The sequence below is a fragment of the Paenibacillus maysiensis genome (assembly GCF_000520815.1).
GTDB lineage: Bacteria > Bacillota > Bacilli > Paenibacillales > Paenibacillaceae > Paenibacillus > Paenibacillus maysiensis.
Window position 1 is genome coordinate 1 of record NZ_ASRY01000348.1, and the last position, 24,646, is coordinate 24,646.

The 24,646-nt window shown below is 44.2% G+C and carries 26 protein-coding genes, 10 tRNA genes and 3 pseudogenes; 4 read left to right on the forward strand and 35 right to left on the reverse strand.

All coding sequences use genetic code 11. From position 1 onward, the window contains the following. From L696_RS30770 to trxB, 5 genes and pseudogenes are all read right to left on the reverse strand, one after another. A pseudogene (locus tag L696_RS30770) lies at positions 1–114 on the reverse strand (12-oxophytodienoate reductase); the annotation flags it as partial. Positions 115–217: 103 nt separating this feature from the next. Next, complete coding sequence (locus L696_RS0127670) at positions 218–961, reverse strand: NADPH-dependent oxidoreductase (protein WP_025686536.1); 744 nt, start codon at positions 959–961, stop codon at positions 218–220. 98 nt (positions 962–1,059) lie between these two features. Beyond that, positions 1,060–1,401 carry a thioredoxin family protein gene (locus L696_RS0127675; RefSeq protein ID WP_025686537.1) on the reverse strand — a complete coding sequence of 114 codons (342 nt, stop codon included), beginning with the start codon at positions 1,399–1,401 and terminating at the stop codon, positions 1,060–1,062. Between the two features lie 31 nt (positions 1,402–1,432). Beyond that, positions 1,433–1,921: an OsmC family protein gene (locus tag L696_RS0127680; RefSeq protein WP_025686538.1), complete on the reverse strand. Its 489-nt coding sequence runs from the start codon at positions 1,919–1,921 to the stop codon at positions 1,433–1,435. Positions 1,922–2,027: 106 nt separating this feature from the next. Continuing rightward, positions 2,028–2,957, reverse strand: coding sequence for a thioredoxin-disulfide reductase (gene trxB / locus L696_RS0127685; RefSeq protein ID WP_025686539.1), 930 nt, complete (start codon positions 2,955–2,957; stop codon positions 2,028–2,030). Positions 2,958–3,457: 500 nt separating this feature from the next. On the opposite strand from trxB, the gene L696_RS0127690 reads away from it, so the two are divergent. Both L696_RS0127690 and L696_RS0127695 read left to right on the forward strand, forming a co-directional pair. Then, positions 3,458–4,126 carry an ArsR/SmtB family transcription factor gene (locus L696_RS0127690; RefSeq protein WP_025686540.1) on the forward strand — a complete coding sequence of 223 codons (669 nt, stop codon included), beginning with the start codon at positions 3,458–3,460 and terminating at the stop codon, positions 4,124–4,126. A gap of 377 nt (positions 4,127–4,503) precedes the next feature. After that, positions 4,504–5,472 (forward strand): LacI family DNA-binding transcriptional regulator, encoded by a 969-nt coding sequence (locus L696_RS0127695; protein WP_025686541.1) that lies wholly within the window; start codon positions 4,504–4,506, stop codon positions 5,470–5,472. 128 nt (positions 5,473–5,600) lie between these two features. Here L696_RS0127695 and L696_RS0127700 read toward each other — a convergent pair whose 3' ends face one another. From L696_RS0127700 to L696_RS0127740, 9 genes and pseudogenes are all read right to left on the reverse strand, one after another. Continuing rightward, positions 5,601–6,563, reverse strand: a complete 963-nt coding sequence (locus L696_RS0127700; protein ID WP_025686542.1) for a zinc-binding dehydrogenase — start codon at positions 6,561–6,563, stop codon at positions 5,601–5,603. 146 nt (positions 6,564–6,709) lie between these two features. After that, positions 6,710–7,039 carry a thioredoxin family protein gene (locus L696_RS0127705; RefSeq protein ID WP_025686543.1) on the reverse strand — a complete coding sequence of 110 codons (330 nt, stop codon included), beginning with the start codon at positions 7,037–7,039 and terminating at the stop codon, positions 6,710–6,712. Between the two features lie 244 nt (positions 7,040–7,283). Next, positions 7,284–7,949 carry an ArsR/SmtB family transcription factor gene (locus L696_RS0127710; protein ID WP_025686544.1) on the reverse strand — a complete coding sequence of 222 codons (666 nt, stop codon included), beginning with the start codon at positions 7,947–7,949 and terminating at the stop codon, positions 7,284–7,286. A gap of 192 nt (positions 7,950–8,141) precedes the next feature. Then, positions 8,142–8,459: a thioredoxin gene (trxA, locus tag L696_RS0127715; RefSeq protein WP_025686545.1), complete on the reverse strand. Its 318-nt coding sequence runs from the start codon at positions 8,457–8,459 to the stop codon at positions 8,142–8,144. Positions 8,460–8,729: 270 nt separating this feature from the next. Further along, positions 8,730–8,909, reverse strand: coding sequence for a transposase (locus tag L696_RS32855; protein WP_081750809.1), 180 nt, complete (start codon positions 8,907–8,909; stop codon positions 8,730–8,732). A 37-nt stretch (positions 8,910–8,946) separates the two neighbouring features. Then, positions 8,947–9,078: pseudogene (locus L696_RS30070) on the reverse strand (transposase); the annotation flags it as partial. 287 nt (positions 9,079–9,365) lie between these two features. Continuing rightward, positions 9,366–10,340, reverse strand: coding sequence for a cation diffusion facilitator family transporter (locus tag L696_RS0127725; protein WP_025686546.1), 975 nt, complete (start codon positions 10,338–10,340; stop codon positions 9,366–9,368). A 613-nt stretch (positions 10,341–10,953) separates the two neighbouring features. Continuing rightward, positions 10,954–11,742: a TrmH family RNA methyltransferase gene (locus L696_RS0127735; protein ID WP_025686547.1), complete on the reverse strand. Its 789-nt coding sequence runs from the start codon at positions 11,740–11,742 to the stop codon at positions 10,954–10,956. Between the two features lie 74 nt (positions 11,743–11,816). Beyond that, positions 11,817–12,479 (reverse strand): potassium channel family protein, encoded by a 663-nt coding sequence (locus L696_RS0127740; RefSeq protein ID WP_014277969.1) that lies wholly within the window; start codon positions 12,477–12,479, stop codon positions 11,817–11,819. Positions 12,480–12,643: 164 nt separating this feature from the next. On the opposite strand from L696_RS0127740, the gene L696_RS0127745 reads away from it, so the two are divergent. Next, positions 12,644–12,877: a small acid-soluble spore protein SspI gene (locus tag L696_RS0127745; RefSeq protein WP_025686548.1), complete on the forward strand. Its 234-nt coding sequence runs from the start codon at positions 12,644–12,646 to the stop codon at positions 12,875–12,877. A gap of 146 nt (positions 12,878–13,023) precedes the next feature. Here the strand turns inward: L696_RS0127745 and L696_RS0127750 are convergent, their stop codons facing one another. The 3 genes from L696_RS0127750 to L696_RS0127760 all read right to left on the reverse strand — a co-directional run bounded on the left by L696_RS0127750 (position 13,024) and on the right by L696_RS0127760 (position 17,427). Beyond that, a complete protein-coding gene (locus tag L696_RS0127750) occupies positions 13,024–14,604 on the reverse strand; it encodes a peptide chain release factor 3 (protein WP_025686549.1) in 1,581 nt (526 codons plus the stop codon). A gap of 309 nt (positions 14,605–14,913) precedes the next feature. Then, entirely contained in the window at positions 14,914–16,470 is a 1,557-nt protein-coding gene (zwf, locus tag L696_RS0127755; RefSeq protein WP_025686550.1) for a glucose-6-phosphate dehydrogenase, read from the reverse strand. Between the two features lie 186 nt (positions 16,471–16,656). Next, positions 16,657–17,427: a YwmB family TATA-box binding protein gene (locus tag L696_RS0127760; protein ID WP_025686551.1), complete on the reverse strand. Its 771-nt coding sequence runs from the start codon at positions 17,425–17,427 to the stop codon at positions 16,657–16,659. Between the two features lie 67 nt (positions 17,428–17,494). Between L696_RS0127760 and L696_RS0127765 the strand changes: the two genes are divergently transcribed. Continuing rightward, positions 17,495–18,145, forward strand: coding sequence for a hypothetical protein (locus L696_RS0127765; RefSeq protein ID WP_245233462.1), 651 nt, complete (start codon positions 17,495–17,497; stop codon positions 18,143–18,145). Positions 18,146–18,289: 144 nt separating this feature from the next. Here L696_RS0127765 and L696_RS0127770 read toward each other — a convergent pair whose 3' ends face one another. The 18 genes and pseudogenes from L696_RS0127770 to L696_RS0127850 form a co-directional block, all read right to left on the reverse strand. After that, positions 18,290–18,940, reverse strand: a complete 651-nt coding sequence (locus L696_RS0127770) for a response regulator (protein WP_025686553.1) — start codon at positions 18,938–18,940, stop codon at positions 18,290–18,292. Beyond that, a complete protein-coding gene (locus L696_RS0127775) occupies positions 18,918–19,997 on the reverse strand; it encodes a sensor histidine kinase (protein ID WP_025686554.1) in 1,080 nt (359 codons plus the stop codon). Before L696_RS0127775 ends, L696_RS0127770 begins: the two co-directional genes overlap by 23 nt. A 16-nt stretch (positions 19,998–20,013) precedes the next feature. Further along, a complete protein-coding gene (liaF, locus tag L696_RS0127780; protein WP_025686555.1) occupies positions 20,014–20,661 on the reverse strand; it encodes a cell wall-active antibiotics response protein LiaF in 648 nt (215 codons plus the stop codon). 146 nt (positions 20,662–20,807) lie between these two features. Beyond that, complete coding sequence (locus L696_RS0127785; protein ID WP_025686556.1) at positions 20,808–21,512, reverse strand: PspA/IM30 family protein; 705 nt, start codon at positions 21,510–21,512, stop codon at positions 20,808–20,810. Next, on the reverse strand, positions 21,512–22,000 hold the full coding sequence (locus L696_RS0127790; protein WP_025686557.1) for a PspC domain-containing protein: 489 nt from the start codon (positions 21,998–22,000) through the stop codon (positions 21,512–21,514). Before L696_RS0127790 ends, L696_RS0127785 begins: the two co-directional genes overlap by 1 nt. Before the next feature lie 7 nt (positions 22,001–22,007). Then, positions 22,008–22,676 carry a PspA/IM30 family protein gene (locus L696_RS0127795; RefSeq protein ID WP_025686558.1) on the reverse strand — a complete coding sequence of 223 codons (669 nt, stop codon included), beginning with the start codon at positions 22,674–22,676 and terminating at the stop codon, positions 22,008–22,010. Positions 22,677–22,762: 86 nt separating this feature from the next. Further along, positions 22,763–23,074: a LiaF transmembrane domain-containing protein gene (locus L696_RS0127800; RefSeq protein WP_025686559.1), complete on the reverse strand. Its 312-nt coding sequence runs from the start codon at positions 23,072–23,074 to the stop codon at positions 22,763–22,765. A gap of 258 nt (positions 23,075–23,332) precedes the next feature. Then, a pseudogene (locus tag L696_RS32565) lies at positions 23,333–23,598 on the reverse strand (MFS transporter); the annotation flags it as partial. Between the two features lie 97 nt (positions 23,599–23,695). After that, a tRNA-Leu gene (locus tag L696_RS0127805) sits at positions 23,696–23,774 on the reverse strand. Positions 23,775–23,785: 11 nt separating this feature from the next. After that, positions 23,786–23,859 (reverse strand) — tRNA-Cys (locus tag L696_RS0127810). 12 nt (positions 23,860–23,871) lie between these two features. Then, positions 23,872–23,943 (reverse strand) — tRNA-Gly (locus tag L696_RS0127815). A gap of 7 nt (positions 23,944–23,950) precedes the next feature. Next, positions 23,951–24,025: transfer RNA gene (locus tag L696_RS0127820), tRNA-Gln, on the reverse strand. A 12-nt stretch (positions 24,026–24,037) separates the two neighbouring features. Next, positions 24,038–24,110, reverse strand: a tRNA-His gene (locus L696_RS0127825). Between the two features lie 18 nt (positions 24,111–24,128). Continuing rightward, positions 24,129–24,202, reverse strand: a tRNA-Trp gene (locus L696_RS0127830). 7 nt (positions 24,203–24,209) lie between these two features. Beyond that, positions 24,210–24,295: transfer RNA gene (locus L696_RS0127835), tRNA-Tyr, on the reverse strand. Between the two features lie 5 nt (positions 24,296–24,300). Then, positions 24,301–24,376, reverse strand: a tRNA-Thr gene (locus L696_RS0127840). 22 nt (positions 24,377–24,398) lie between these two features. Continuing rightward, positions 24,399–24,471, reverse strand: a tRNA-Phe gene (locus L696_RS0127845). Positions 24,472–24,510: 39 nt separating this feature from the next. Continuing rightward, positions 24,511–24,587, reverse strand: a tRNA-Asp gene (locus L696_RS0127850). Positions 24,588–24,646 lie beyond the last annotated feature (59 nt).

Sequence of the window (24,646 nt, forward strand, 5' to 3'; positions counted from 1 at the left end):
TCCATTTGGAGAAAAATTTCGAGTCATAGGTGCCATTATAATACGATTAGATAGTTTGAGATTACCCATTTCGAATGGTTTAAAAAGAGCTGCAACAGATTGAGAATTATTCATAAAAAAACCTCCAAGTTTTATTTTTGTCATTTTATAACGTAGACCTTTGTGTATTAGCAGATATCTGCTCCATCTTTGGCTTAGGGCTTGTTTAGCCTAAGAATTACTTGAAATCGAATCCTTGCTGCTCCAACATTTTTCTCACTTCAGGATAATAAATGTGGTTATAAAAAGAGGATATTTCTTTACTCCAACCTCTTTTTTCTTTTCCATTTGTACGTTTATCCATATAGTTAGAGATCGTTTGATCAAATTCTCTAATAAGGCCTTCTAAGTCGGTGTTGTACCGTTCTTTATGCCAAATTGCTTTTTGAGGTAAACGTGGCTTCTTCGCAGAGGGATTAGCAGGATGTCCAACAACCAGTCCACTCACAGGAAATACATATTCAGGAAGCCCAAGCAACTCAATTAATTCAAGCGGCCGGTTTCTCACTCCTCCAATCGGCACAATACCTAGTTCTAATGATTCAGCTACAGCAATTGCATTGCCCATTGCCAGTCCAACATCAGTCGCTCCTACTAAGATGGACTCCATGCCTTCGGTAATAACCAAGGGTTCCTCGTTCAATTCTGCCGCAATTTTCGCTCTAAAAAAATCAGCACAAAACAATAGGAACACTGGAGCTTGTGCTACCCATGGCTGGTTTCCAGTCAGCTCAGCGATTTTTTCTTTGGTTTGTTGATCCTCAATGCTTATGACAGACACTTGCTGCCCATTAATAGAGGATGGAGCTGCTTGCACAGAATTCATGATTAGTGTCAGTTCTTGCTCGCTGACTGGCTGATCCGTGTAACTGCGGATAGATCGGTGATTCATTAAGATTTCGTATACTTCATTCTTATTCATTATTTCTTACCTTCCTTTGGTTCATCCAATGTAATTAATTTCTATATTGAATTGACAAGCCTTCACAAATAAAGAGAAACCCAATTAGCACAAAATCCTTATGAACGTTTGTTATATACCTCAATAGCACTTTGCAGAAAATGTTCAATCTCTTCGCGTGATTTACGAAGCTTATTGACATATCGGGTAAGCTCCTTACCGTCGACATAGGCTACAAAGCTTGGAATACCCATAATATTCTGTTCTTCACTTACAGTCCCTACATGATCTACATCCACCTCGATGAGATCCAAATCATTCGCAAATTTTTCTTCAACTTCAGGCATGAATGGATCAATAAATTTACAGTCCGGGCACCAGTCGGCTTTAAAAACAGCAACTGTAATTTTTGGGGAACGAATAGCTGTATCAAATTCTGATTTGGAGGAAACTTTTTTCATTTTAGTATCTCCTTTTTATAAAAGAATGGGTTTACCATTCCATTTGATGTTTTTCAATATAGTTACTTGTCAGATCATCTCCAGCATCAATCGACACCTTACCCTCGGTACCTACGGGCACACCCGCTTTTACAAGCAGGTGACCAATGTGGCATTTTTTTTCGGCTTGGAGAATTAATGCTTCCACCACAGTGATATCCTCCTTTGATGCACTCGAGGATAAAACAACATGCGGACGATGTGTAATGCTAAGTTGATCCCCTTTAGCTATGTTCCCTTCTGTGTCCATAAAGAACCCGGCAACAGGTACTTTCTTGCGATCGAGCATGTACGCTAGTGTCAGAGCATAACAAGCAGTGGCTGAGGACATCAGGAGTTGTTGTGGATTAGCACCTTCTCCACTTCCCCCTTTAGGAACAGGGATAGCAATTTGAGTTTGTAAATTGTCGCTTTTTATGCGACCAATACCTTTCGCGTCTTTGTACCAAACCGTATTCATATTAATTTTTTGATTTGGCATTTCTAATATGCTCCTTTCCCATATTTTCAATACTTGTACTTGTCACTAAAAACTAAAATCCTTAGATTCCGAGAAGCTTAAAAACGTTCTATTGGTTAACGACGTTTTAATTATTTTCCAAAGAATCAATAAACTTCTCGCTATCCATGGCCGCCATGGCTCCAGTGCCTGCTGCAGTAATGGCTTGACGATAGCGAGTATCCTGTACATCTCCAGAAGCAAACACACCTGGAACATTTGTCATTGATGTGCCGGGTACTGTAACGATATAGCCGTTCTCATCCGTTTCAATTTGACCCTTTAAAAAGTCAGTATTCGGATGGTGGCCGATGGCTACAAATACACCGTTTGCATGTAGGATTTCCTCTTCGCCTGAAACATTGTTCCGGACTTTCAATCCTGTCACTCCACGCTCTCCCGCAACAACCTCAAGAGGGGTCTTGCTTAAAGCCCACTCAATTTTAGGGTTTGAACGAGCGCGATCTTGCATAATTTTTGAGGCTCTCAGTTCTTCTCGACGATGCACCACAGTAACTTTGGAAGCGAATCGTGTTAGAAAGTTTGCCTCTTCCAATGCAGTATCGCCTCCACCCACTACAATGAGTTCCTTATTTCGAAAGAAAAACCCATCACAAGTGGCACAAGTACTAACTCCCCGGCCTACATTTTCTGTTTCGCCTGGTATTCCTAAATATTTCGCACTGGCACCGGTTGAAATGATCAGAGTTTCAGTAATGATTTCACCTTTGCCCTCCACTTCCAGTTTAAACGGCCGTTTTTCCAAATCTACCGTCTTTACCCAACCGTTAATAAATGTAGCCCCGAAGCGTTCCGCTTGCTTACGCATATTATCCATTAATTCAGGGCCCGTTATTCCTTCTGGAAATCCAGGATAATTCTCAATTTCAGTTGTTGTTGTAAGCTGTCCTCCTGGTTCAAGTCCTTCAATGACGAGTGGATGCATATTAGCACGAGCCAGGTAGATCGCTGCGGTCAATCCTGCTGGACCAGTTCCAACAATTACAGATTTATACATATTCATCCCTCCAAATTCGATAGTTTTTACAGTTAGTTTTTACAGTTAGTTTTTACAGTTGTTTATAACCATGCTTTTTTTAATATTCAATTGATTAATCGAATTATAACATTGCTATATCTGTTCGTCAACACACGGATAGAAAATAATTGCAAATGAGACACACGCATTGTAGAAAATTATATTTGTGGGCGTTTATAAGTGATGTAAAGACTGTCCCTTCTCAGCTAGAAATGGGCTAGCCGCAACTCGTCCTCATAATTCTCCTGAATGATCTTCACTTTGTTTGGTCACTTAGCAGTCTCTGGGGTAAGCTGTGCATTACGCGACTCAATGTTGCGGAGGTCCTTTTGACTTGACTCCACTCGGGATGTTCATGTTAAAATTTTAATATTTAATTGAATGACCAAGAGCTCGATTTCGTGATTAGAGTCAATTTTTGAGAATTGAAATTGGGGATTCCCGTTTTTATAATACGACAAGAATAGAGGTTGACAATAATGGAAGATATGCTGAACTCTGCGAAAATTTTAAAGGAAGATCTCTACAAACAATTGGCTAGAATCGGAAAATGTTTATCCAGTGATAAGCGCCTTGAGATCTTAAATTTGCTATCCAATGGTTCTAGAAGCGTAGAAAAAATAGCTACCTGCACAGACATGAATATTGCGAATGTATCCCGCCACCTTCAAGTTCTGCTCGATGCAAAACTGGTTAAATTCACAAAAAAAGGAGTATATGTGATTTATTCTTTGGCTGATCCAGAAATCATCGAATTTCTTTCCTCTTTATGGCGAATCAGTGAAAAGCAGATTCCTGACATAAGTAGAATGAAAGATGATTTCCTAAGCAATCTTGATACCGTTCAAACGCTTACGATGGATGAGGTTAGGGAGAAGATTAATAATGACTCAATAATTTTGGTGGATTTACGTCCTAAAGAAGAGTATGACATGGATCATATTGCGGGAGCAATTTCGATGCCGATGGAAGAGTTAGATGCATTAATAAAAGAGATACCGAAAAACACAGAAATCATCGCATATTGCAGAGGCCCACTGTGTGTCTACTCAGCTCTGGCAACTCAGAAATTACAATCTGAAGGCTTTAGGTCTTTTCGCATGGAAGAGGGCTTGAATGAGTGGCAAGAACATTTTCAGTTACATTAAGCTGACTTCTAAGAACAGACGAAGAACAATTAATTTCTCCAATTCTTAACTAAAAGACTTCAAGACCAATATTAATAGGCTCTGAAGTCCTTTTTAGTTAAGACAAACTTTAAAGATACATGGATTGACTCTTTCCGGTGAAACTGCGGTAAATACTGTTATATGAGCCTCAAGTAATTCATCCAACAAAGCTTTGGCCGAGTCACCGCTTAGAACCAGTGAGATTGGCCATACCACCTCCTCCAAACAATATTTGCACTGTAATTTATGTATTGCATTACATGTCAAGCAAAAAAATCGTGCTCCGAATGTCTTCCTTTTCTGCTTTGTGGCTGCTTAGGAAACATGATATGATTTCTCTTAAGAGGTGGTTAGAAGTGGCGAATATTCAAGAAATTGCTCGCTTAGCGGGAGTATCCACAGCAACTGTATCACGAGTAATTAATAAACACGGCTACGTAAGTGATTTAACCAGACAAAAAGTTTTAGGAATTATCGAGGAGCTTGATTATGTCCCCAATGCTAATGCGATCTCTCTAAAAAAAGGTGAAACTCGTCAGATTGGAATAATGACGGTCGCCTTTAGTCCCATTATTATTAATTTTGTTCGTGCATTCACTCTTTTTGCTGAGAAAAACGGATTTATCATCACTCTTTTTATCACGAATGGAGAACCTGAAAAGGAGCTTATCGCCCTGGAAATGCTAAAACGGAAGCAATTAGATGCTATCGTGTGTTTGATACGGTCCAATGAATGGGATGTCATTGAATCCTATGCCCGGTATGGCCCCATTGTTATATGGCAACGTCTTCAAAACGAGAATCTTCCTTCTGTCTTTATGGATCAATTTCATGCCTATTGGACAGGTCTTGAATATCTTCATTCCAAAGGTTACCGAAAAATACTTAGCATATATCCGATGTCCAAAGGACTAAATACAAAGGAACGCATTCGTGCCCATACAGAATTCGTTAAGAAACACAATCTCATGGCGTATCCATTTCCTCATTTCGAAGATAAAACTTTAGTTCGTGATGGGGAGGAGCTTGCTAAATGGTGGGTATCGCAGGAAGACCGACCTGATGCTATTTTTTGTGCCAATGATGAAGTGGCAGCTGGTCTTATGACAGCCCTGCGTCGATTGGGATTTTCCATTCCGGGAGATTTGGGGATTATGGGCTTCGATAATACGGAGGTGGCTCACTTGCTCGATTTGACAACGATTGACTATCCTATCGACCAGCAAGCTGAGAATGCATTTCTTATTTTGCAAAATAGGTTGAATAACACCAAAAACAGGCTAAACACTTTAACATACAAATTAGTTGAGCGAAGTTCGACATAACGCAGTATCTTTAGTATTACAGGCGTATGGTAAATCCTACAGTACATTAGAAAAACCACTTGTCCAAATTGAACAAGTGGTTCTATTAACCCGCGAGTCGTAGGCTACCTACCCACAGGATTATATCTTCACTCAGAAATATTCAGGACAGCACGGAATCGAGTCGATGCTGACATCATTTTATCGTATGCTTCGCTAGCACGATCTAATGGGAATGTCTCAATCATGGGGCGAACATCCGTCAGCACACTGAAATTAATCGTCGCTTGGATTTCTTCCGCTCCGCCTGTTAACGTACCTTTGACCGTGTTAGGTCCTTTCAAAAAGTCCATCGCTGACAATTCTAGTGGATCAGTGGAAGTTGCCACAATGATGAGCTCGCTGTCTTGACCCAACCCGTTGATCAGAGAGGAAACGGCCTTCGCGTTAGGTGCAGTTGCCAGGATGACTTTAGCACCGCCTAATGCTTGTAATGCCTCAGCCGGATCTTCTTTAGCCGAATCAATGTAGTGATGGGCTCCAAGTTCACGTACGAGAGCTTCTTTATCATTTCCTCGTGAAATAGCCACGGTGCGATATCCGGCTTTGCTTGCAAACTGAACGGCAAGATGTCCCAGTCCACCAATCCCCTGAATCGCTACCAGATCACCAGGGCGAGCTTTACTATTTTTGATGGCACTAAAGGTCGTTTCTCCAGCACACATTAGTGGAGCAGCTTCCATTGCCGAAATTTCATTTGGAATACTGGACAAACTATCCTCATAAGCAACCATGTATTCAGCATATCCACCGTCCATTGTTAATCCGGTCACATGGCTATGTCCCCCATGCCATCCAATGCCGACACGTTCTCCAATTTTCCATTTTGACGAGCCTGATCCAAGCTCATCAACAATTCCTATCACTTCATGTCCAGGAATGCGGGGATATGCTGACGCCGCACCGCCCATGGCCATTGAATCTCCATTACATACGCCGCAAGCTTCAACGCGGAGCAATACTTGCCCTTCTGCCGGCTGCGGAACCGGCACCTCAACTAACTGCATTTTTTCTCCTGCAGCTGGAATTTGCATGGCTTTCATTTTCTTCATGAATAAACCTCCTTAGTTCTAATATATGGAACTCTCCATTAGTATAGTTTAAACGGGTCAAACTTTCAATTAATTAATTGTATATTTGAATTAATTATTTTCATTACGGAGTTTGCTTCTGTTCCAAATGAATATTACCTTAGAATTTATACCGCATTGTACAACTGTTCTAATCGTGCTTCTAATTGTTCAAACTGAACAAACCGTCCTTCACGAAGATATTCCTTTTGATCAAAAAATAAGATGATCATGGGAACTGTAAAAATCAAAAATTTGCCTGCAACCGCCTCTACCTGACTAGCATCTATATGCGCAAGTTTTATTTCTGGATAGTTGTTGAGTAATTCTTTTAGTTTGGGATAAATTGCATGACATACATTACAATTATCTTGAGATATATATAGCATACTTAATCTGTTATTTTGGATAAACGTATCTATTTCATTCACTGAAGTTATTTCTTGGACATTTATCATTAATCTCCCACCTTACTGTATGTTATTCGGAACTGAATGGCTACAGATCCAATAATATTCAATGTAATATTGTTCTAATTTACTTTTTTTCTACTCTATTCCATTCTGACACATTAAGTTAAATCATTAAAATCAATTGAACAGCTGAATTAAATGATTAAATTTTAGCATTATCAACTCTCTAAATCGAACTTTAAATGTTAAAAGTACTATATTTTCCACTTGCATCTTTTATTAAAATTTCTCATTCTCCATCGTAAGCATTCCACTCTCGAGCTCCTTCTTCTATTCGATACGCTGTGAAGCCCTGTTTTTGAACATAATCAACAGCTTGGGATGCAAGAGAGCAATAAGGGCCACGACAGTATGCAGCAAGTTCTACATCAGCTTTATTTAATGTTTTCAGGTATTCTTCCAACTGCTCTAAAGGTACAGAAATAGCACCTGGGATATGAGATGTTTTATACTCCTCAACTGGTCGAAGATCTATGAGAACCATGTTATCCTGCTTCATTTTTGCCAATAGGTCGTTTTTTGTGATACTTTGAACACCTACATATTGCCCTTTTAACTCATCTTTAATCTGTTTTATGTCAGAGAGTCTGTCCTCACACAAATTCCATAAAGAGGACAAAAAATGAGTTACAGATGAATCACTAATATTATATATGACGTAAGTACCTTTCTTGTTAAATCTGACCAACTTCGCTTCCAGCAAAATTTGTAAGTGACGGGATACATTCGCAACACTCATACCAGTTTGTGTAGCCAAACTTTCAACAGATTTTGGTCCGTTTGATAAGAGATCCATAATCTCAAGTCTTTTGTCACTGGATAAACATTTCCCAATTCGAGCGAATTGCTGATATAAACGTTCTTTAATATCCGATTCAGAACATCTACTTTCCATTGGAACCTCCTCTTTGTTGCAATATCTTAGATTTTCGGGTTAACATTTACTTTCCGTTCATTTTGGTTCTAGCTCAAGAATTAACTTAATAAATTATGTAAAAAAAACGACGGTTCAGAAAAATCCAAATCCGTCGTTCTCTTCACATGTATTTCAATGATTATTACAAAAATGGATTTGTTGAATACTCTGTTAATTAAGCAATCCTAGAATTTTTTCTCTAAGAGCTTGCTTTTGATTGACCCCCACCATTGTTTCAGCCAATTTACCATCTTTAAATAAGAGTAACGTAGGAATACTTCTAACTCCAAATTGTGAAGCCAATTCGATTTCTTCATCAACGTTGACTTTGGCTATTGTTGCTTGTCCAGCTAAATCATCAGCTAGCTCGTTCACGATTGGAAGTTGCACTTGACAAGGTGGACACCACGGTGCCCAAAAATCGACTAGTGTCACTCCGGTTTTAATGTTCGATTCGAAATTCTGTTTTGTTAAAGATACTGCTCCCATAATATAATCCTCCTCAATCAACTTATCAATTATTAAATCAATTAATTGAATTATACTTATGAAATCGAATTTAGTCAACGTTTTAATATCTATTCTTTATATATCAGAACTTAAATTCATTACAGCACCTGTAAACAGCCCCGAATTAGGAGAGTCCTGCAAACCCTCGCTTATATAGTTGTGAGGGCTCAGACTGGAAAATGGATATGATGAGACGAAAAAAGCAGCCCATCCTCTACCCGAGGATGGGCTGCTTTTGCTCTATTAGCTTCACCTCCGTTTCGCGTTTACAACGAACGCGGTGAGGTAGGCTTGTAATCGCATGCGAAAGAGCCCCTGGTACCTGGCTGTATCCATACCGTGGAATCTCTTCATCTCCACGTTTTTGTGTTCAATGATCTGCCTGCGCTTGATCCATTTCTTGAACGTATCGCTAAGGTCAAACTCGATCTATCAGCGGATCCTCCGGATTAATCCCGATGAATCACTTGTAAGCCAGATTCACTTGGGCTTCCTGAATCATTCGGTCATCCGAGAGATTGTATAGGATCTGCAAAAACAGCAAGCGAAACAGCAGCTCCGGCTCGTTTGCCATCCTGCCGTAATACTTGCAGTAGTATGGGTTATAACTTCCATCCATTGAGACTTAATTTTTATAACAATCCAGTAGGATAAAAGTACTTTTTCTATTACACTGAGATACTATTTTAGTAAGAATTAGTTCCGAACTTGAATGTAGGCCAGACATCTTTTATTAAAAACTCATTATAGAAGTCATCTTGATTTGATTGACTTCGTTTCCATAAAAAGCAGAACAGCCTCATCACACTATGGAGTGGAGAGGCCGCTTGTGGGGGAATAAATTCAATTCGTCTACAGCGGTTGATGTTGATGATTCCGTGTCCATCAATGGTGATGATGAGCATGCGCATCCGGCGCATCGGCTTTGACGGTACATAAAATCGAGCTATCGTGAGCATGCCGTTCGGACTTAACTTGTAAGGTCACATGCCAGATTTCTTTGTGTTTCAGCATGTGTTCGATTTTTTTTAGAATCACTTCGGTTTCATAGATCGATTTGTCTCCGTTAACGACAACATGAGCAGTAAGAGCGTTCATGCTGCTTGTAATGGACCAAATGTGTACATCATGGACTCCCTTAACACCATCTACCCTTCGAATCGAATTAACAATTTCGTTCATATCAACATTTTTAGGCGCCCCTTCCATCAAAATATGCAAGGACGATTTCGTGACAAAGTAACCGCTGCGTAAAACAAGTCCCGCGACAATGACACTAGCAAGCGGATCTGCCCAGCCCCAGCCAAAGAACATCATCATAAGAGCTGCGGCAATGGCGCCAACTGACCCCAGCATATCACTGAGCACGTGTAAATAGGCACTGCGCATATTTAGGTTTTCCTTGGTGTCACTTCCACGCATCATAATCCACGCAACCAACAGATTTATAAGCAATCCGATGGAACTGATAATCAACATACCAAAGGTGGCTACTTCTGGAGGATTCATGAACCGCTCAATCGCCTCATAAAAAATGTAGAGTGAAATGCCGATCAACGTAACACCGTTAAGGGCTGCAGCTAAAATTTCAAATCTCCTGTAGCCGTATGTTTTCCCTGTGTTTACAGCTTTGGAGCCAAATGTGAATGCAAGCAAAGCCACCCCTAAAGCGATGGAATCGGACAACATATGACCCGCATCGGAAAGTAGAGCCAAACTGTTGGTAATCACTCCTCCAACCGCTTCGATAATCATATACGCCGTAATAATGAAGAATGAAATCAGGAGTACTTTTTTATTGTTGGTATGACCATGGTCATGGTTATGTCCATGGTCATGATCGTGATTGTGTGCGGACATCGTTATCCTCTCCTTAAACAAATTGAATGGTTTGTCATAATACCTTTCCTGTTTCGATCAGCTTTTCATTCCCTCTCTTTACAGTTTGAAAAAAACGAATTTAATTTATATAAACATATGATCAACTGTTCATATGTTTTAATTAACCTTATTATATTTGTTCCCGATACAGGTGTCAACCCTCATTCTTGATTGAACGAGATCTGAGCCTAAGGAGGAAAATATATGGGACAAACACGCAGAAATATGCCGAACTGCGCCGGAGCGGGAAAAGGAAGCGCTCTCACAGGTAACCCCTTCGAATCTCATTGAAAGTTCTTTACCGTCATCAACCAAGGTAAAGAACTTTCAACGATACAACTTGTCTAGTGGTATTTCATTAGGTGCATATCTAATCATTCAAGGCTGATTTGATTGATTCAGCACATCATCTGCTGCTCACGTCTCTAACTTTGGTAGTCCATTCTTGGCTGAATTGATAACTTGTTCCCACTCGGTTAACCTATTGTAGGATTGTCCGATACCTGGGTTTTCGGGGACATTGACCGTCTCATTTAGATGGTATAAACAGTCTCACTTAATGTTATAACCCACAAATATATAATTATTTCCACTAGCTTCGCTGTCTCATCGCCTCAAAAAGCAGCACCGTGGAGGCCATCGCTGCGTTCAGCGATTCCGCCTGCCCCTGCATCGGAATGAACACCGATTCATCCACCATACGTGCGGTGGACGCGGAAATACCCTGCCCCTCGTTGCCAATGACAAGCCAAGCAGAAATACGCAAATCAACGGCATAGCACGAAAGCTTTGCGTCCAGCGAGGTGCTGATCAGTCGGGCACCTTTGCTTTTGGCCTGCGGCAAAAGCTCCTCCAGACTGCCCTCAATCACGGGCAGGTGAAAAAGCGATCCCATCGTAGAACGGATCGTCTTTGGGTTATACAGGTCGGCGCAGCCATGACCCAGAATGACGCCTGCGGCTCCGGCGGCGTCGGCACTACGAATAATGGTGCCTACATTGCCGGGGTCCTGTACCCCGTCCAGCACCATCACCAGCGCATCCGCCTGCTCCAGCAACGCCGGGAATGCGCCACGCTCCTCCTTGCGCACGATAGCAAAGACGGACTGCGGTGTCTTCGTATCGGTGCATTTGGCAATGCCCGCCGCCGACACGGGAATCCATTCCACCGGCTGGTCAGCTTGGTCCAAGCCATTCAGCTCGGCAGGAATGCCCCTGTCCAAATCATAGGCAACACTTTCGACAGCTGCGTCCGAACGCAGCGCTTCCTGCACCAGATGAACGCCTTCGACGATATATTTATGCTGGCGGGTACGATGCTTTTTTTCCAGCAGTTGTGCCCATTCCTTTACACGTGTATTGTTTGGTGAAATGATTTCCATTCGTTATCCGTCCGTTCCTTTAAAAAATAAATGATGCATCACTTGTGTTCGAGCATCAAGTCATCAAGCAGACATTATACTGCAAAAGCCAGCTCCAGCTTGGTTAAGTCATCCTTGTGACCTACAATAACCAGCACATCCCCCGTCTCCAGCCGATCCTCAGCATAAGGTGAGATATTCATTTCCTGATCTCGACGAATCGCCATCACGTTACAGCCAAAACGGGCGCGTATATCAAGTTCCTTCAGATTTTTTCCTATCATGGAATCCGCCGCTTTCATCTCCAGAATACTATAATCCTTGGACAGCTCAATATAATCCAGAATATTTGGAGACGTCAAATGATGGGCTACTCGTAGCCCCATGTCCCGCTCAGGATAAACCACCTTATCCGCGCCTATCTTTTGCAGCACTTTCCCATGCAATTCATTTTGCGCTTTTACGATCAGAGCTGGCACGCCCATATCCTTGAGGATTAATGTCGTCAATATGCTTGCCTGTATATCTTCGCCAATTGCCACCACGATGACATCAAAATTGCGAATACCGAGCGCACGCAACGCTTCCTCATCCGTTGAATCGGCAGATACCGCGTGGGTCACAATATTCGACATTTCCTGTGTGCGCTGCTCGTCCGAATCGATCGCCAACACATCAAAGCCCATTTCGCTCAATGCAGTGGCAACACTGGAGCCGAAACGACCCATACCAATTACCGCATACTGCTTCTTTGCCATTCCTACCTTACCTCCCGATCACCATACTGTCCGTCATAGTATAGCATAACACGCCAAAAACATAAATTTGGTATGCTTATGCCAAACGCTTCTTCATGTATATCGGGCAGCAGCCCAAGCCATAATACACCCGACAACCATTACAAACATACGGGAGGTACCACATGCCCATTACACTGGATTTACGACAAGCCATTGTTCACAAAGTTCACGGCAAATCAGAAGCTGATCTTACCGATATGATTATCGGGTCAGTGGATGGACCAGAGGCCGCTTTGCCCGGATTGGGTGTCATTCTTGAGGTGGCATGGAAACACATGAACCAGACCCAGCAACAAGAGTTTGTCCACCTGACACATGAGCAGCTTGATAAAATCAAGCCCGTCCCGCTAACCTAAGTCTTATCTTCAAACTTTTGTTCAACCCCGCTTCATCCTACTGCACGTATACGCAAATAGTCCACTCGCCGTAACACTGAGTGGACTATTCGTTGTACAGATCAAATAACAGGTTTCATTCCTGCCCTGCTTATCAAATCCAAATCTTATGGAGCCATCTCCAAAAACTTGGCTGTAGGATTTTTCTCTATAGCGGTCCGCATCGCATACTCATTTTCGAACAAGGCGACATAATTGCCCTTCTTGTCCTTTACCAACGTGGAGTTAATACGGAATTTGCTTGGATCAATCTGATCATCCACAATCCAGCGTGCAAATTGGAATGGCATACGCTGAAGCTGTACATCAACTCCATATTCACCCTTCATGCGGTACTCAAATACTTCAAATTGCAGTTGGCCGACAACGCCCAGCAGCGTATCATCAAAGCTTACCGTACGGAACACCTGAATCATACCTTCCTCGGTCAACTGATCAATACCCTTCAGATACTGCTTGTGCTTCAAAGCATTTTTTACGGTAACCTTGGCAAAAATCTCAGGCGAGAAGGTAGGTAATTCATCAAATACGACCTCACTACCCTGACTGAGCGAATCACCAATACGGAAAATGCCCGGATCAAACAATCCGATAATATCGCCAGGGAAAGCTTCCTCGACAATATCGCGGTCCTGCGCCAAAAATTGCTGTGGCTGGGACAGCTTAATCTCCTTGCCCATCCGTACATGCTTAACACTCATGCCCCGTTGGAACTTACCAGATACGATACGCAGGAATGCGATGCGGTCACGGTGAGCCGGGTTCATGTTTGCTTGAATTTTAAATACATAGCCAGTAAATTTCTCGTTCGTCGGTTCGATTTCCCCCGCTGTACTGCGACGCGGCTCCGGCTTGGGAGCAAGCTGAAGAAAGTTTTCCAGAAACGTTTGAACTCCAAAGTTATTAATCGCACTACCAAAGAATACAGGCGTTAATTCCCCGCGTTGTACTTTCTCCATGTCAAAAGGGTCACCCGCAACATCGAGTAACTCCAGATCCTGACATAATTGGTCATGCAAATATTCACCCGCCATTTCGCGAATGATTGGATCATTGTAATCCTCCACTTTTTGTACCTTGATCGTGGAATGGTCATCTCCCTGAAACAGCTCGACCTGATTTTTGACACGGTCATAGACACCGCACAACTCACGTCCTGTACCAATTGGCCAGTTCATAGGCACCGAACGGATGCCGAGCACCTGCTCCAGCTCCTCCATCAGATCAAAAGGACTGCGTCCCTCACGGTCCAGCTTGTTAATGAAGGTGAAAATCGGAATTCCACGCTTGGCACACACCTGAAACAGCTTAATCGTTTGCGCTTCCACACCTTTCGCTACGTCAATCAGCATGACTGCGCTATCCGCTGCTGTTAATGTACGATAAGTGTCTTCACTAAAATCCTGGTGACCCGGGGTGTCCAGAATGTTAATACGATGCCCATTATAATCAAATTGCATAACTGAGGATGTAACCGAAATCCCCCGCTGCTTTTCAATCTCCATCCAGTCACTCGTCGCGTGCTTGCTTGCTTTACGCGCTTTAACTGAACCGGCAAGACGAATCGCGCCCCCGAACAGCAGCAGCTTCTCCGTCAGTGTCGTTTTCCCCGCATCCGGGTGAGAAATAATCGCAAACGTGCGCCGTTTGTCGACTTCCTGTTGAAGTATATCCAGTGTTTTACTCATTTCACATATCCCTTCATGATCAAATCCATTGCGTTCCTACACAAGCTATTCATAAAAAGGCCATGATGCACGCCTGTTTTCGTAAATTCATCGGTGCTATCGGTTTCTTTACCTTTAGATCCAGTATTTGGCGTACTCCGTTACCATATTCATTATAAATACGATCTATTTACATGTTTTAGCCTGCCTTTAACGTATAATCAGTTGCAAACTGAAAACCTGAGACTAAGTTATTATAGCACACTCCGAACGCAAAGCATCCCCTTACATCCTGAACAGGACGTAGGGGGATGCTTAACAATATCAGGATTACTGAGTGCCGCCTACCCGCCAGATGACATTATCTTCATCCTGACCGCTGACCGGCCACCATTTGAAGCCATCTTGCTCCAGCAGCTTGTGAGCGCCTTCCGGTCCCCATGAGCCTGCAGGATAGGTTTCCAGCGTATCCGGGGCTTGTTGCCATGCTTTGGCGATCCGATCCACGAATCTCCATGCTGTCGCAACCTCATCCCAACGCGTGAAGTACGTAGAGTCCCCCTCAATCGCGTCCATCAATAACCGTTCATAAGCCTCCGGTGAGTTGATACCGACCATACAGCTTTGGCAGAAATCCATAGCCAACGGTTCAATATCCGATTCCGAACCCGGCTTCTTGGCATTAATTTTGATGTAAATGCCCTCCATCGGATTAACCCGGATCACGAGCAGGTTCGGCTCCAGCTTATGCTTTTGACCAAGATACACGTTCGTAGGCATGCTCTTAAATTCCACAACGATCTCGGTTGTCTTTACAGGAAGACGTTTGCCGGTACGAATGTAGAACGGAACCCCTGCCCAACGGAAATTATCCACAAATACGCGTGAAGCAAAATAAGTCTCTGTGCTCGACTGTGGATCAACCTTGTCCTCTTCACGATATCCCGGCAACTGCTGACCGCGATAGCTTCCTTCCGTGTACTGACCGCGTACCACATTAGTCAGCACATCCTCTGCTGATTCAAAAGGACGCAGCGAACGCAGCACTTTCACCTTTTCATCACGGATATCCTCAGGGAGCAAACGACTCGGCGGTTCCATTGCAATCATCGTCAGCATTTGTAGCATATGGTTCTGTCCCATATCCCGCAGAGCACCGGAATGATCGTAATAACCTCCGCGTTCCTCCACGCCCACGGTTTCACTAAGCGTAATTTGCACATTGGAAATATGCTTATTATTCCACAATGGTTCAAAGAAGGCGTTTGCGAAGCGGATCACTTCGATATTTTGCACCATTTCCTTACCAAGATAGTGGTCAATCCGATAAATTTCTTCCTCTTCAAATACTTCGCGTATTTCAACATTCAGCTCTTGCGCAGATTCCAGATTATAACCGAACGGCTTCTCAATAACAAGACGATTCCAGCCCTTTCCATCCATCATACCGCCTTCTTTGAGGCTCTTCGATACGCTTCCAAACAGTTCAGGGGACAAGGCCAAATAAAACAAACGGTTCCCCGGAATACTGAATTTCGTCTCTATGGTCTCCGTCTGCTGTCTCAGTTCATGAAATCCTTTGACATTGTTGATATCCAGTGATTTATATTCAAAATGCTCGGCAAATGCCTGCCATTCTTGATCATTTTCTGCCTTGTAGCGGCTAAACTCCTGTATCGAAGCGTACAGGTCATTACGGAATTCTTCCTCTGTGCGAGGGCGTCTCGCTACACCAATAACGGCAAAATCCTCACCAAGCTTCCCTTCGCGGTACAAGCTGTAGATCGCAGGAAAAAGCTTGCGGCGAGCCAAATCACCCGTAGCACCAAAAATAAATAACACTGCGCCTTGCGTCACAACAGATTCATTATTAGGTATGTCAGCCATGAAGTACCTCATTCTTCCCATGACAAGATTCCGCTTCCACAACCCTCGAAATCCGCATGTAGTATTGTGTATATTTATACAAGATCATACTTGATTTTCGACAAACATGAAACTGAAGATTTGATGACATTTTAGCATATTCCGCATGGATAAGCTATCCGATGAATCATAAATTTACCTTATAAGTCAGTATTCTATCGTAATTAGCGGAAAACCGATCGTAATACGTGTATCCTGATGCTCCTCATCTTCATGCACAGCCATCTGCATATGCACCAGATGCTCACCACTTTGAACCGCCAGAGGCAGCTTCGGTGCTTCATAGGATACAGCTATCGTCGTCGCATCTGTATATCTTTCTTTTGCCTTCATGGACAAGCTTTCTGCTAACCGTGTCTCTGTCAGCTTCATCAGTTGGTTAACGGGCTCATTTGAATGCAGTGAATGCTGAATGGACGTATTCCATACTGCTTTTACTCCTAGAGTCGCCAATTGTGCAGCACAAAGCTTATGCAGCTGGATTAACTGCTCACGTCCTGCATTGCTACTCTCCAGTTGAACGACCATATACCATTGACCAGCTAGCTGCTCCATCACGTTTAAGCGGATTTTTAGTTCTCCGCTACTGCCAACCGAACGATACACGGTGTGTCCGTTTTCCTCTACCTTGTTTACGGCGGGAATATTTAGTTGATCGGCTATCTGGACCGCCATGTCTGCCGGATCTTCACCGTAAGAAGTCCAATCACCTTGCCATTTCACAACCACTTTATCCAGTATACCGGGAGCAGTATCCGAGACAGCCAATACAGAGCGCAAATCCGTTTCTGCCTTGCGGAAATACGAGTCATATTCAGTCGTTTGAAACGTCCCATAACGCCAGCCTACGAGTAACAGCACCGTTCCGAACACTGCAACAGCTACCATCCCTTTTTTGATGACCTCTGCTTTTAACATCGTCGTTCCTCCCGCTCCACAAGCATCCGATTCTTACAGGCACATTCTTGGCGTTTTTTCGGCTGGCTTGGAATCTATCAATCTATCAATAGCTTTCCCGTTGCCAGAGATTTTATACACGCAAAACGCAGAAGCCCACGTTTTAAAAATTATCGTTTACCTGCTGGGTGTTCGACCATACGTTATAGGCATCGTAAGAATAGACTGTGATCACAATGTATCTTATACAGAAAGAGGTGAAATCATGTTTCCCATATATCCTGTAAATGAAGCCAATGTGGCACCTCATGGTGGACGATTGGTCTGTGCTGTTCTACATGACGGAACACGACATGTTGGTATTCTCAGCGGGTGTGGCAAAGGCAAGCTGATGTTAAACGGATATCCATCCTCCTTTCCCAACAGTCTCAATGCCGGAAAGTATAATAACAAGGGAAAACAAGAAGCCAAGAAGATATCCTCCAAAAAGAAAAAACAAAACTCTAAAAACAAAGCACGTTCCTCTGCCAAAATAAACAGCTTAATCAAACCTCCCAGTGAGCCCTTAAGTCCGTCCTTTCCCTATGACACACGTGGATTTGCCGGAAATAGCTACGGTGGATATGGAAATGGTGGACCAGGCTATGGCCGCGGATATGGTAGTTATGGTGGATATGGACACGGAGCTGGACTTGTGCTGGATTTGGCCTTAATCGCCTTTCTGTTCTTACTTATTTAAATACCGTTTTCAAGAGCAAAAAAACCGGAGAACTAATACAAGTCTCCGGTTCATTGTATTTCCCTATTTAAATTGTGGAACCTGTTCAACAGCGTAGAAGTGCTCCACTCTTTGGTATCTCATAGTATCAGTCCGTTCTACACGCTACTCTGCTAATCCGTTTTTGTAGGCATAGATTGCCGCCTGTGTGCGGTCCTCCACTCCCAGCTTGGCGAGAAGATTGGTGACATGGAATTTAACTGTCTTAATCCCGATGATCAGCTCATCCGCAATATCCTGATTGGATTTACCTTGTGCTAACAGCCGAAGCACTTCCATTTCACGATCCGTCAGTTCCGCATGCGCAGGCGCTTCAGCCTGTGGCTGTCGAAATCGGTTCATCATCTTGGAGGCCACCTGTGACTCCAGCACGGATTGTCCGCGTGCCGCTGCACGAATCGCATCCGCAACCTCGGATGCGCGGGACGTTTTGAGCAGATAGCTGAACGCACCCGCTTCAATAACCGGATACATTTTCTCATCGTCCAAATAACTCGTCAGTACGATAACCTTCGTCTCTGGAAGCAAGCGTGTCACTTGGCGAGTCGTTTCGATTCCATCCATACCGTCCATAACCAGATCCATTAAAATCACGTCCGGCTTGTACTCTGTAGCCAGTCGTATGCCTTCTTCCCCACTCCCGGCCTCGCCTACCACTTCAATGCCATCTTCCGTGCCCAGCACCGCCGCCAGACCAATTCGTACCATTTCATGGTCGTCTACCAGCAGTACGCTAATCGGCAATTCCGTTTCCATGATCATCGTTCCTTCCGCTTTCATCATTTAAAACCGGCACCGATACCTCAATTCGTGTCCCTTTCCCCGGGGCTGTTATATATTGTATAGCTCCCCCAATCTCACTGACCCGTTCCTGCATCGTGGACAATCCATACGAAGTCTGTTTTTTCTCATCCAGCTCGAATCCAATTCCGTTATCCCTAATCGTTAACCGAACGGAATCCGTGCGTTGCACGATACGAATCTCCATACGGCTTGCTTTGGCATGACGCAACGTGTTGGACATCGCTTCCTGAACAATTCGAAACAAATGATTCTCAATGCCTTTAACCAACTGTACTCCGCTCTCCATCTCAAAATCAATCTCCATGGGAACCTTGGCCTGCAATTCCTGTATCAAATCACGTAATCCCTGCTCCAGCCGCTTGCCTTCCAGATAAACAGGCCGTAGATGAAGCAGCAACGCTCGCATTTCCGATTGCGCCACCGAGGACATTTCTTCAATCAATGCAACCTGACGCTGCGCCTTATCAAAATCCTTATCCAGCGTCCTGCCTACAGCCGTTGCCGTCATCGAAATCGCAAACAATTGCTGTGACACTGCATCATGTAGCTCCCTCGCCAATCGTTGCCTTTCCTCGACAATCGCGGTCACTCTGGCCTGTTCTGCCAGCTGTGCATTGTTGGTGGACAAGCGTTGTAAAGAAGTAACCTGCTCTTGCCATTTGCTCCCGATTCGCTCCAGTTGCTCCCCCAGCCTGCCTAGCTCATCATGCCCCAGTGGTGGCAGCTCCCGAGCAGGGGTCCCCTTTTCCCACATCAGCAGCGTCTCCCGCAGCTTTTCCAGCCTGCTTTTAAAGCGGTAGCTCTCATAAAATCCGTACATTGCCCCTGTACCAATCAGTACCAGTATAACGGCTCCTGCAAATTTCAATATCATTCCCCAGGTTGGGAACGACTTCACATATCCATATGTATACAGCATATAAAAGACAACTACGCCCACAACAACACACAGGAGGATACCTTCACCCATACTGCGGGTTACCATGTTGGACGTTTTTTTATGATCCATTCCGGCTCCTCCTGATTCAATAAAATCGGACGCGGACATCGCCCGCCAAGTACGAAACGACAAACTTCACTTTATATTCACTCTGCTCAAAATGGGGAGATTTCCAAACCAGTCGATTGAGCATACCTGCCTCATGATCCCGGTCAAACTGAATCTGCCCAAACAATACGAACATCTCCACCTCTACACCGTAATTATCCGGCAACGTGATGTCAATGTCGCCGAAGATTCCCTGCAAAAATATGACGGATTCACGTTCTTCTGGGAGAGCCAACGTCAGATCGGCGTCCACATCCCCAACTACATGCCATATACTTGTGCTGCGCAAGCTCCACGGCACTTCATCCCATTTATGATTGGATATGAAATTGTGTTTGAATATCGAGCTTTGACCCTTATGCAGCTTTCTTGAACGTGAATAGAATACAGCTAATGATGCCAGTGTAACTACCACAAACAGGAACAAATGATCCAGCACCAACAGTCCAGCACCAATCGCGAGCATCGTGTAACCCTTTTTGATCTTGGAATTGCGAATCTTATATATTCCGGTCAACATCAGGATCAGTGCAACCACGGAGAGGAACCCAATCCACTGACCGAATAAAATGATAATCCCGATTGCGATACCCGCCAGTGCCAAGGCTGATTTCCTTTTCTCCATGCTGCACCCCCTTTATTTATACGGAAGGAAAAGCCATAGTGGCGCGACATTCCGCCATATGGCTTTTCCGAATCATACAGATTGAGCACGATCATTGACCAGTGTCCATTCCATACAGCATATCATAATGTCTTATTTTCGAGTAGTCAGTCCTTCTTGATATCTACTGGTTTAGCACCCGTTTGAATTTTGGATTTGAGCTGTTGAAGCTGCTCATCCACTTTGAACTGTTTTTCAGCCTCAGCCGGGTTGACATAAGCTTCCCCCGGAGCTTGACGGTAAGGGGCACGCAGCACGTCAGCTTCCGCTTCCAATTGCATAATTTTTTCTTCCATCCGGTGGAAGCCCAGCGAAGCAGACCCGCTTTCAATGGTATGCAGACTGTTGATCTGCGACAATTGCTTTTTCGCCTTCGCCATTTGAGCACGGGATACCAACTCATTGCGCTTGTTGCGCATTTTGTAGAATTCATCCTTCATATCGTGAAGCTGTTGTACCAGTTCTTTGGCTTGAAGCTCGGCTTGAGTGTGCAGATCACGGTACTCATCCTGCTTTTGTGCAAAATAAATCTTTTCGCCCAGCAGCTTACGCGCTACTTCCTCCTGGCCGTTCCGCAACGCGGATTCTGCTTGTTGTTCACGCTCATTAGATACTCGTACTGCTTCCTCCAAGCGCTGTTTCATGCGACGTTCATTTGCCATTTGCTTGGCTACCGTTACTTCGGCCTCGTGAATTTCCGCCTCCATATCGCGCAGATATTGGTTCAGCATAATAATCGGGTCTTCCACTTTATCCAGCACTTCATTCACCGATGCTCTTGTCATGTCCTTCATTCTTTTAAAGATTCCCATTATTTACGATCTCCCTTCTCGAATTGCTCTACTTTTTTGCGTAACTCTGCCAACTCTTTTTTCATTGCTTTTTTCTCGATATCTTCCATCATGGAATCCAGATCACTGTTAGGACCTGTGTTAAATTGGGATGAATGGCGGGCATCTTGACCAAAAGATTGGCTCGTATTACCGTATGCTCCACCTTGATTGTAGCCAAATCCCGGTCCGTACTGCGATCCGGTGCTGTTCCCACCATAATAGCGTGAGTCCTGTTGGTTGTAAGGCCCGCTGTTGGGACCAAATCCTCCATCATAAGGAGATCTCGGCTCCTTGGAGATAACCAATGCCGCAATCACATAAATCATAAACGTGGTTCCTGCTGTAATAAAGAAACTGATCACAACCAGAATACGAATCCACGTTGAGTCCATCCCTGTTGCATCAGAAAGACCGCCGCATACACCTGTTAATACTCTATCCCGGTTTGATCGGTAAATTCGGGTCATAATCAACTTACTCCTTCCCGCTGTTGTTCAGCTTACTCTTCAGTCTCGCCCACTCTTGTTCGAGCAGCGATCCACCGCCTTGGGCATTCAGCTGACTGCCTTCTCCCCGCCGCAAATCACGCAGGCTCAGCGTTTCTGCTTCCATATCTGCTACCCGGTCTTCCAAGCGGTTGAACATTCGGGGAACATTTCGTCCACCGTATGTACCTGCCCGTTCGTTCATCTGCTGCTGTAGTCTCAACGTTTGTACACGTGCCGCATAATACTGACGCTTGCTGTTTACCATTTGATATTCCGTTTTTAAGGTATCCAGCTGTTGCTCCAACTCACACAGGGATTCACGGCTCTGCTCCAACAGTTCTCTGTACTGTTCTTCTTTTTCCGCATACAACATTTTCTCCTGGAGGGCCAGCTTCGCAACATGCTCTTCATCAGCCTTTAAAGCCAACAGCGCCTGTTCCTCCCGTTTAATCTGCATGGACACTGCGTGATCCAACTGTTGCTTCATCTGTCTTGTGTGCACTGCGTATTGCTGATGAAGCTTTTCCGCTTCTGCAATATCCTTGCGGGTGTTATACAAGAACTGGTCAATCAGTTGTATCGGATCTTGACTTTGTTCCAAATGCTCATTAAAGGTCGCTACGGTAATATCACGCATTCTACGAAAAACACTCATTTGCGTCTGCTCCTTTCACATTTCGTATTTTCATATCTTCATACTTTCGTTTCTGTAATTCGCATTCACCCGCAAGTCCATCAATCTTAATAACGTCTTCTGCGGTCACTCAGCAGTGAAACACCGAATATGATTAACCCGATTGCCAGCAGTGGCCCCAAAAGCCAGGACAGTTTGCCGAGTAAAACGAGTACGCCAATTACAAGTACGATCCATCCGAAGACCACATTTCCTCTTTTCACACCGTAGTAACCTAACATGATCATCGCTATCGGGATTAAGTAACCGATCAAGTGTCCTACAAAGTGACCGAAAAACGGAGTAAACTTACCGAGCAGCATAATCGAACCCAATACAATCAGTACAATAGCCAACCCATTCCCTTTGTTAACTCTCATCATCTCTCACCGCCTTTCACTGTGTCTTGCTTATGTCCTTATTGTACGCTGATCTGGAGTTCTCCAAAACGGACCCCAGACGGTTTTTGAACCTAGACCTAAGTCGGGGGTGCATACAGACCTGCGGCTATCACCCTCTATGTTTTTCTGCCCCACGGGCTGTTGGGTGTTGCTCACCCGCTTCCTTGGAGCGTAGTGAAAGGACGAGACAAGCCAGTAACACTATAGCTGCAACCATATAAGGCAAGTTAATATGAACATCAAACCTATTCCCTTGCCTCTTTCCTCCAAACGAGGTCACGTCAGCGACATAGGCCATAATAGAAGGGTAGGCAACGCAGCCCCTGCCCCGTCCATGATCCGTGCAACAAACAAGATAGGAACGGAACTCGCAAGTCCAATAACTTTTTGCGTCCATAACGGTCAGACCGCTTTCCTGACAATGGTGATAATAAAAGCTGTGTCAGCGCAAAGACAGTAGCCATCAGTCCCATCGAGGAACGTTTCATCCCTAGCTCACTTATTATGTATTAAAAATTGCAGCCAGTATTATGATTAAAATCTAAAGAAAAAAGAGTTATGAAATTACTGATATCAGCAATTTCATAACTCTTTTTGGTATACCGGCGAGAGGACTCGAACCTCCACGGTTTCCCACTCGATTTTGAGTCGAGCGCGTCTGCCATTCCGCCACGCCGGCATATATAATTATGGAGGCGCCACCCAGACTTGAACTGGGGATAAAGCTTTTGCAGAGCTTTGCCTTACCACTTGGCTATGGCGCCAAAGTATAACGAAGCGGACGACGGGAATCGAACCCGCGACCCTCGCCTTGGCAAGGCGATGCTCTACCGCTGAGCCACGTCCGCATTAAGATGGCTGGGGATATAGGATTTGAACCTATGCATGACGGAGTCAAAGTCCGTTGCCTTACCGCTTGGCTAATCCCCATTAAAAGTAAAGGGCGACCGATGGGGCTTGAACCCACGAATGCCGGAGTCACAGTCCGGTGCGTTAACCACTTCGCCACGATCGCCGCAAAGACAAAAAAATTTGGCAGGGGCAGCAGGAATTGAACCCACACCAACGGTTTTGGAGACCGTTGTTCTACCTTTAAACTATGCCCCTATAAAACTGGTGGAGGATGATGGATTCGAACCACCGAACCCGTAAGGGAGCAGATTTACAGTCTGATGCGTTTGGCCACTTCGCTAATCCTCCAAAAATGGTGCCGGCGAGAGGACTTGAACCCCCAACCTACTGATTACAAGTCAGTTGCTCTACCAGTTGAGCTACACCGGCGCATAAATTATTCAATTAAAAGTGGCTCGGGACGGAATCGAACCGCCGACACGAGGATTTTCAGTCCTCTGCTCTACCGACTGAGCTACCGAGCCTTATTCTAAGGCTCTTCGACAAACAGTGTATTACTAAAATGGCGGAACTGACGGGATTCGAACCCGCGATCTCCTGCGTGACAGGCAGGCATGTTAGGCCTCTACACCACAGTTCCAAGGGTATTTCCTAAGGGAAATTAATTGCGGGGACAGGATTTGAACCTGTGACCTTCGG

Bases quoted from the DNA above. Each gene is read 5' to 3' on its own strand.
- L696_RS0127670 (WP_025686536.1), bottom strand. From the start codon at position 961: ATGAATAAGAATGAAGTATACGAAATCTTAATGAATCACCGATCTATC.
- L696_RS0127675 (WP_025686537.1), bottom strand. From the start codon at position 1,401: ATGAAAAAAGTTTCCTCCAAATCAGAATTTGATACAGCTATTCGTTCC.
- L696_RS0127680 (WP_025686538.1), bottom strand. From the start codon at position 1,921: ATGCCAAATCAAAAAATTAATATGAATACGGTTTGGTACAAAGACGCG.
- trxB (WP_025686539.1), bottom strand. From the start codon at position 2,957: ATGTATAAATCTGTAATTGTTGGAACTGGTCCAGCAGGATTGACCGCA.
- L696_RS0127690 (WP_025686540.1), top strand. From the start codon at position 3,458: ATGGAAGATATGCTGAACTCTGCGAAAATTTTAAAGGAAGATCTCTAC.
- L696_RS0127700 (WP_025686542.1), bottom strand. From the start codon at position 6,563: ATGAAGAAAATGAAAGCCATGCAAATTCCAGCTGCAGGAGAAAAAATG.
- L696_RS0127705 (WP_025686543.1), bottom strand. From the start codon at position 7,039: ATGATAAATGTCCAAGAAATAACTTCAGTGAATGAAATAGATACGTTT.
- L696_RS0127710 (WP_025686544.1), bottom strand. From the start codon at position 7,949: ATGGAAAGTAGATGTTCTGAATCGGATATTAAAGAACGTTTATATCAG.
- trxA (WP_025686545.1), bottom strand. From the start codon at position 8,459: ATGGGAGCAGTATCTTTAACAAAACAGAATTTCGAATCGAACATTAAA.
- L696_RS0127725 (WP_025686546.1), bottom strand. From the start codon at position 10,340: ATGTCCGCACACAATCACGATCATGACCATGGACATAACCATGACCAT.
- L696_RS0127735 (WP_025686547.1), bottom strand. From the start codon at position 11,742: ATGGAAATCATTTCACCAAACAATACACGTGTAAAGGAATGGGCACAA.
- L696_RS0127740 (WP_014277969.1), bottom strand. From the start codon at position 12,479: ATGGCAAAGAAGCAGTATGCGGTAATTGGTATGGGTCGTTTCGGCTCC.
- L696_RS0127745 (WP_025686548.1), top strand. From the start codon at position 12,644: ATGCCCATTACACTGGATTTACGACAAGCCATTGTTCACAAAGTTCAC.
- L696_RS0127750 (WP_025686549.1), bottom strand. From the start codon at position 14,604: ATGAGTAAAACACTGGATATACTTCAACAGGAAGTCGACAAACGGCGC.
- zwf (WP_025686550.1), bottom strand. From the start codon at position 16,470: ATGGCTGACATACCTAATAATGAATCTGTTGTGACGCAAGGCGCAGTG.
- L696_RS0127760 (WP_025686551.1), bottom strand. From the start codon at position 17,427: ATGTTAAAAGCAGAGGTCATCAAAAAAGGGATGGTAGCTGTTGCAGTG.
- L696_RS0127770 (WP_025686553.1), bottom strand. From the start codon at position 18,940: ATGGAAACGGAATTGCCGATTAGCGTACTGCTGGTAGACGACCATGAA.
- L696_RS0127775 (WP_025686554.1), bottom strand. From the start codon at position 19,997: ATGGATCATAAAAAAACGTCCAACATGGTAACCCGCAGTATGGGTGAA.
- liaF (WP_025686555.1), bottom strand. From the start codon at position 20,661: ATGGAGAAAAGGAAATCAGCCTTGGCACTGGCGGGTATCGCAATCGGG.
- L696_RS0127785 (WP_025686556.1), bottom strand. From the start codon at position 21,512: ATGGGAATCTTTAAAAGAATGAAGGACATGACAAGAGCATCGGTGAAT.
- L696_RS0127790 (WP_025686557.1), bottom strand. From the start codon at position 22,000: ATGACCCGAATTTACCGATCAAACCGGGATAGAGTATTAACAGGTGTA.
- L696_RS0127795 (WP_025686558.1), bottom strand. From the start codon at position 22,676: ATGAGTGTTTTTCGTAGAATGCGTGATATTACCGTAGCGACCTTTAAT.
- L696_RS0127800 (WP_025686559.1), bottom strand. From the start codon at position 23,074: ATGAGAGTTAACAAAGGGAATGGGTTGGCTATTGTACTGATTGTATTG.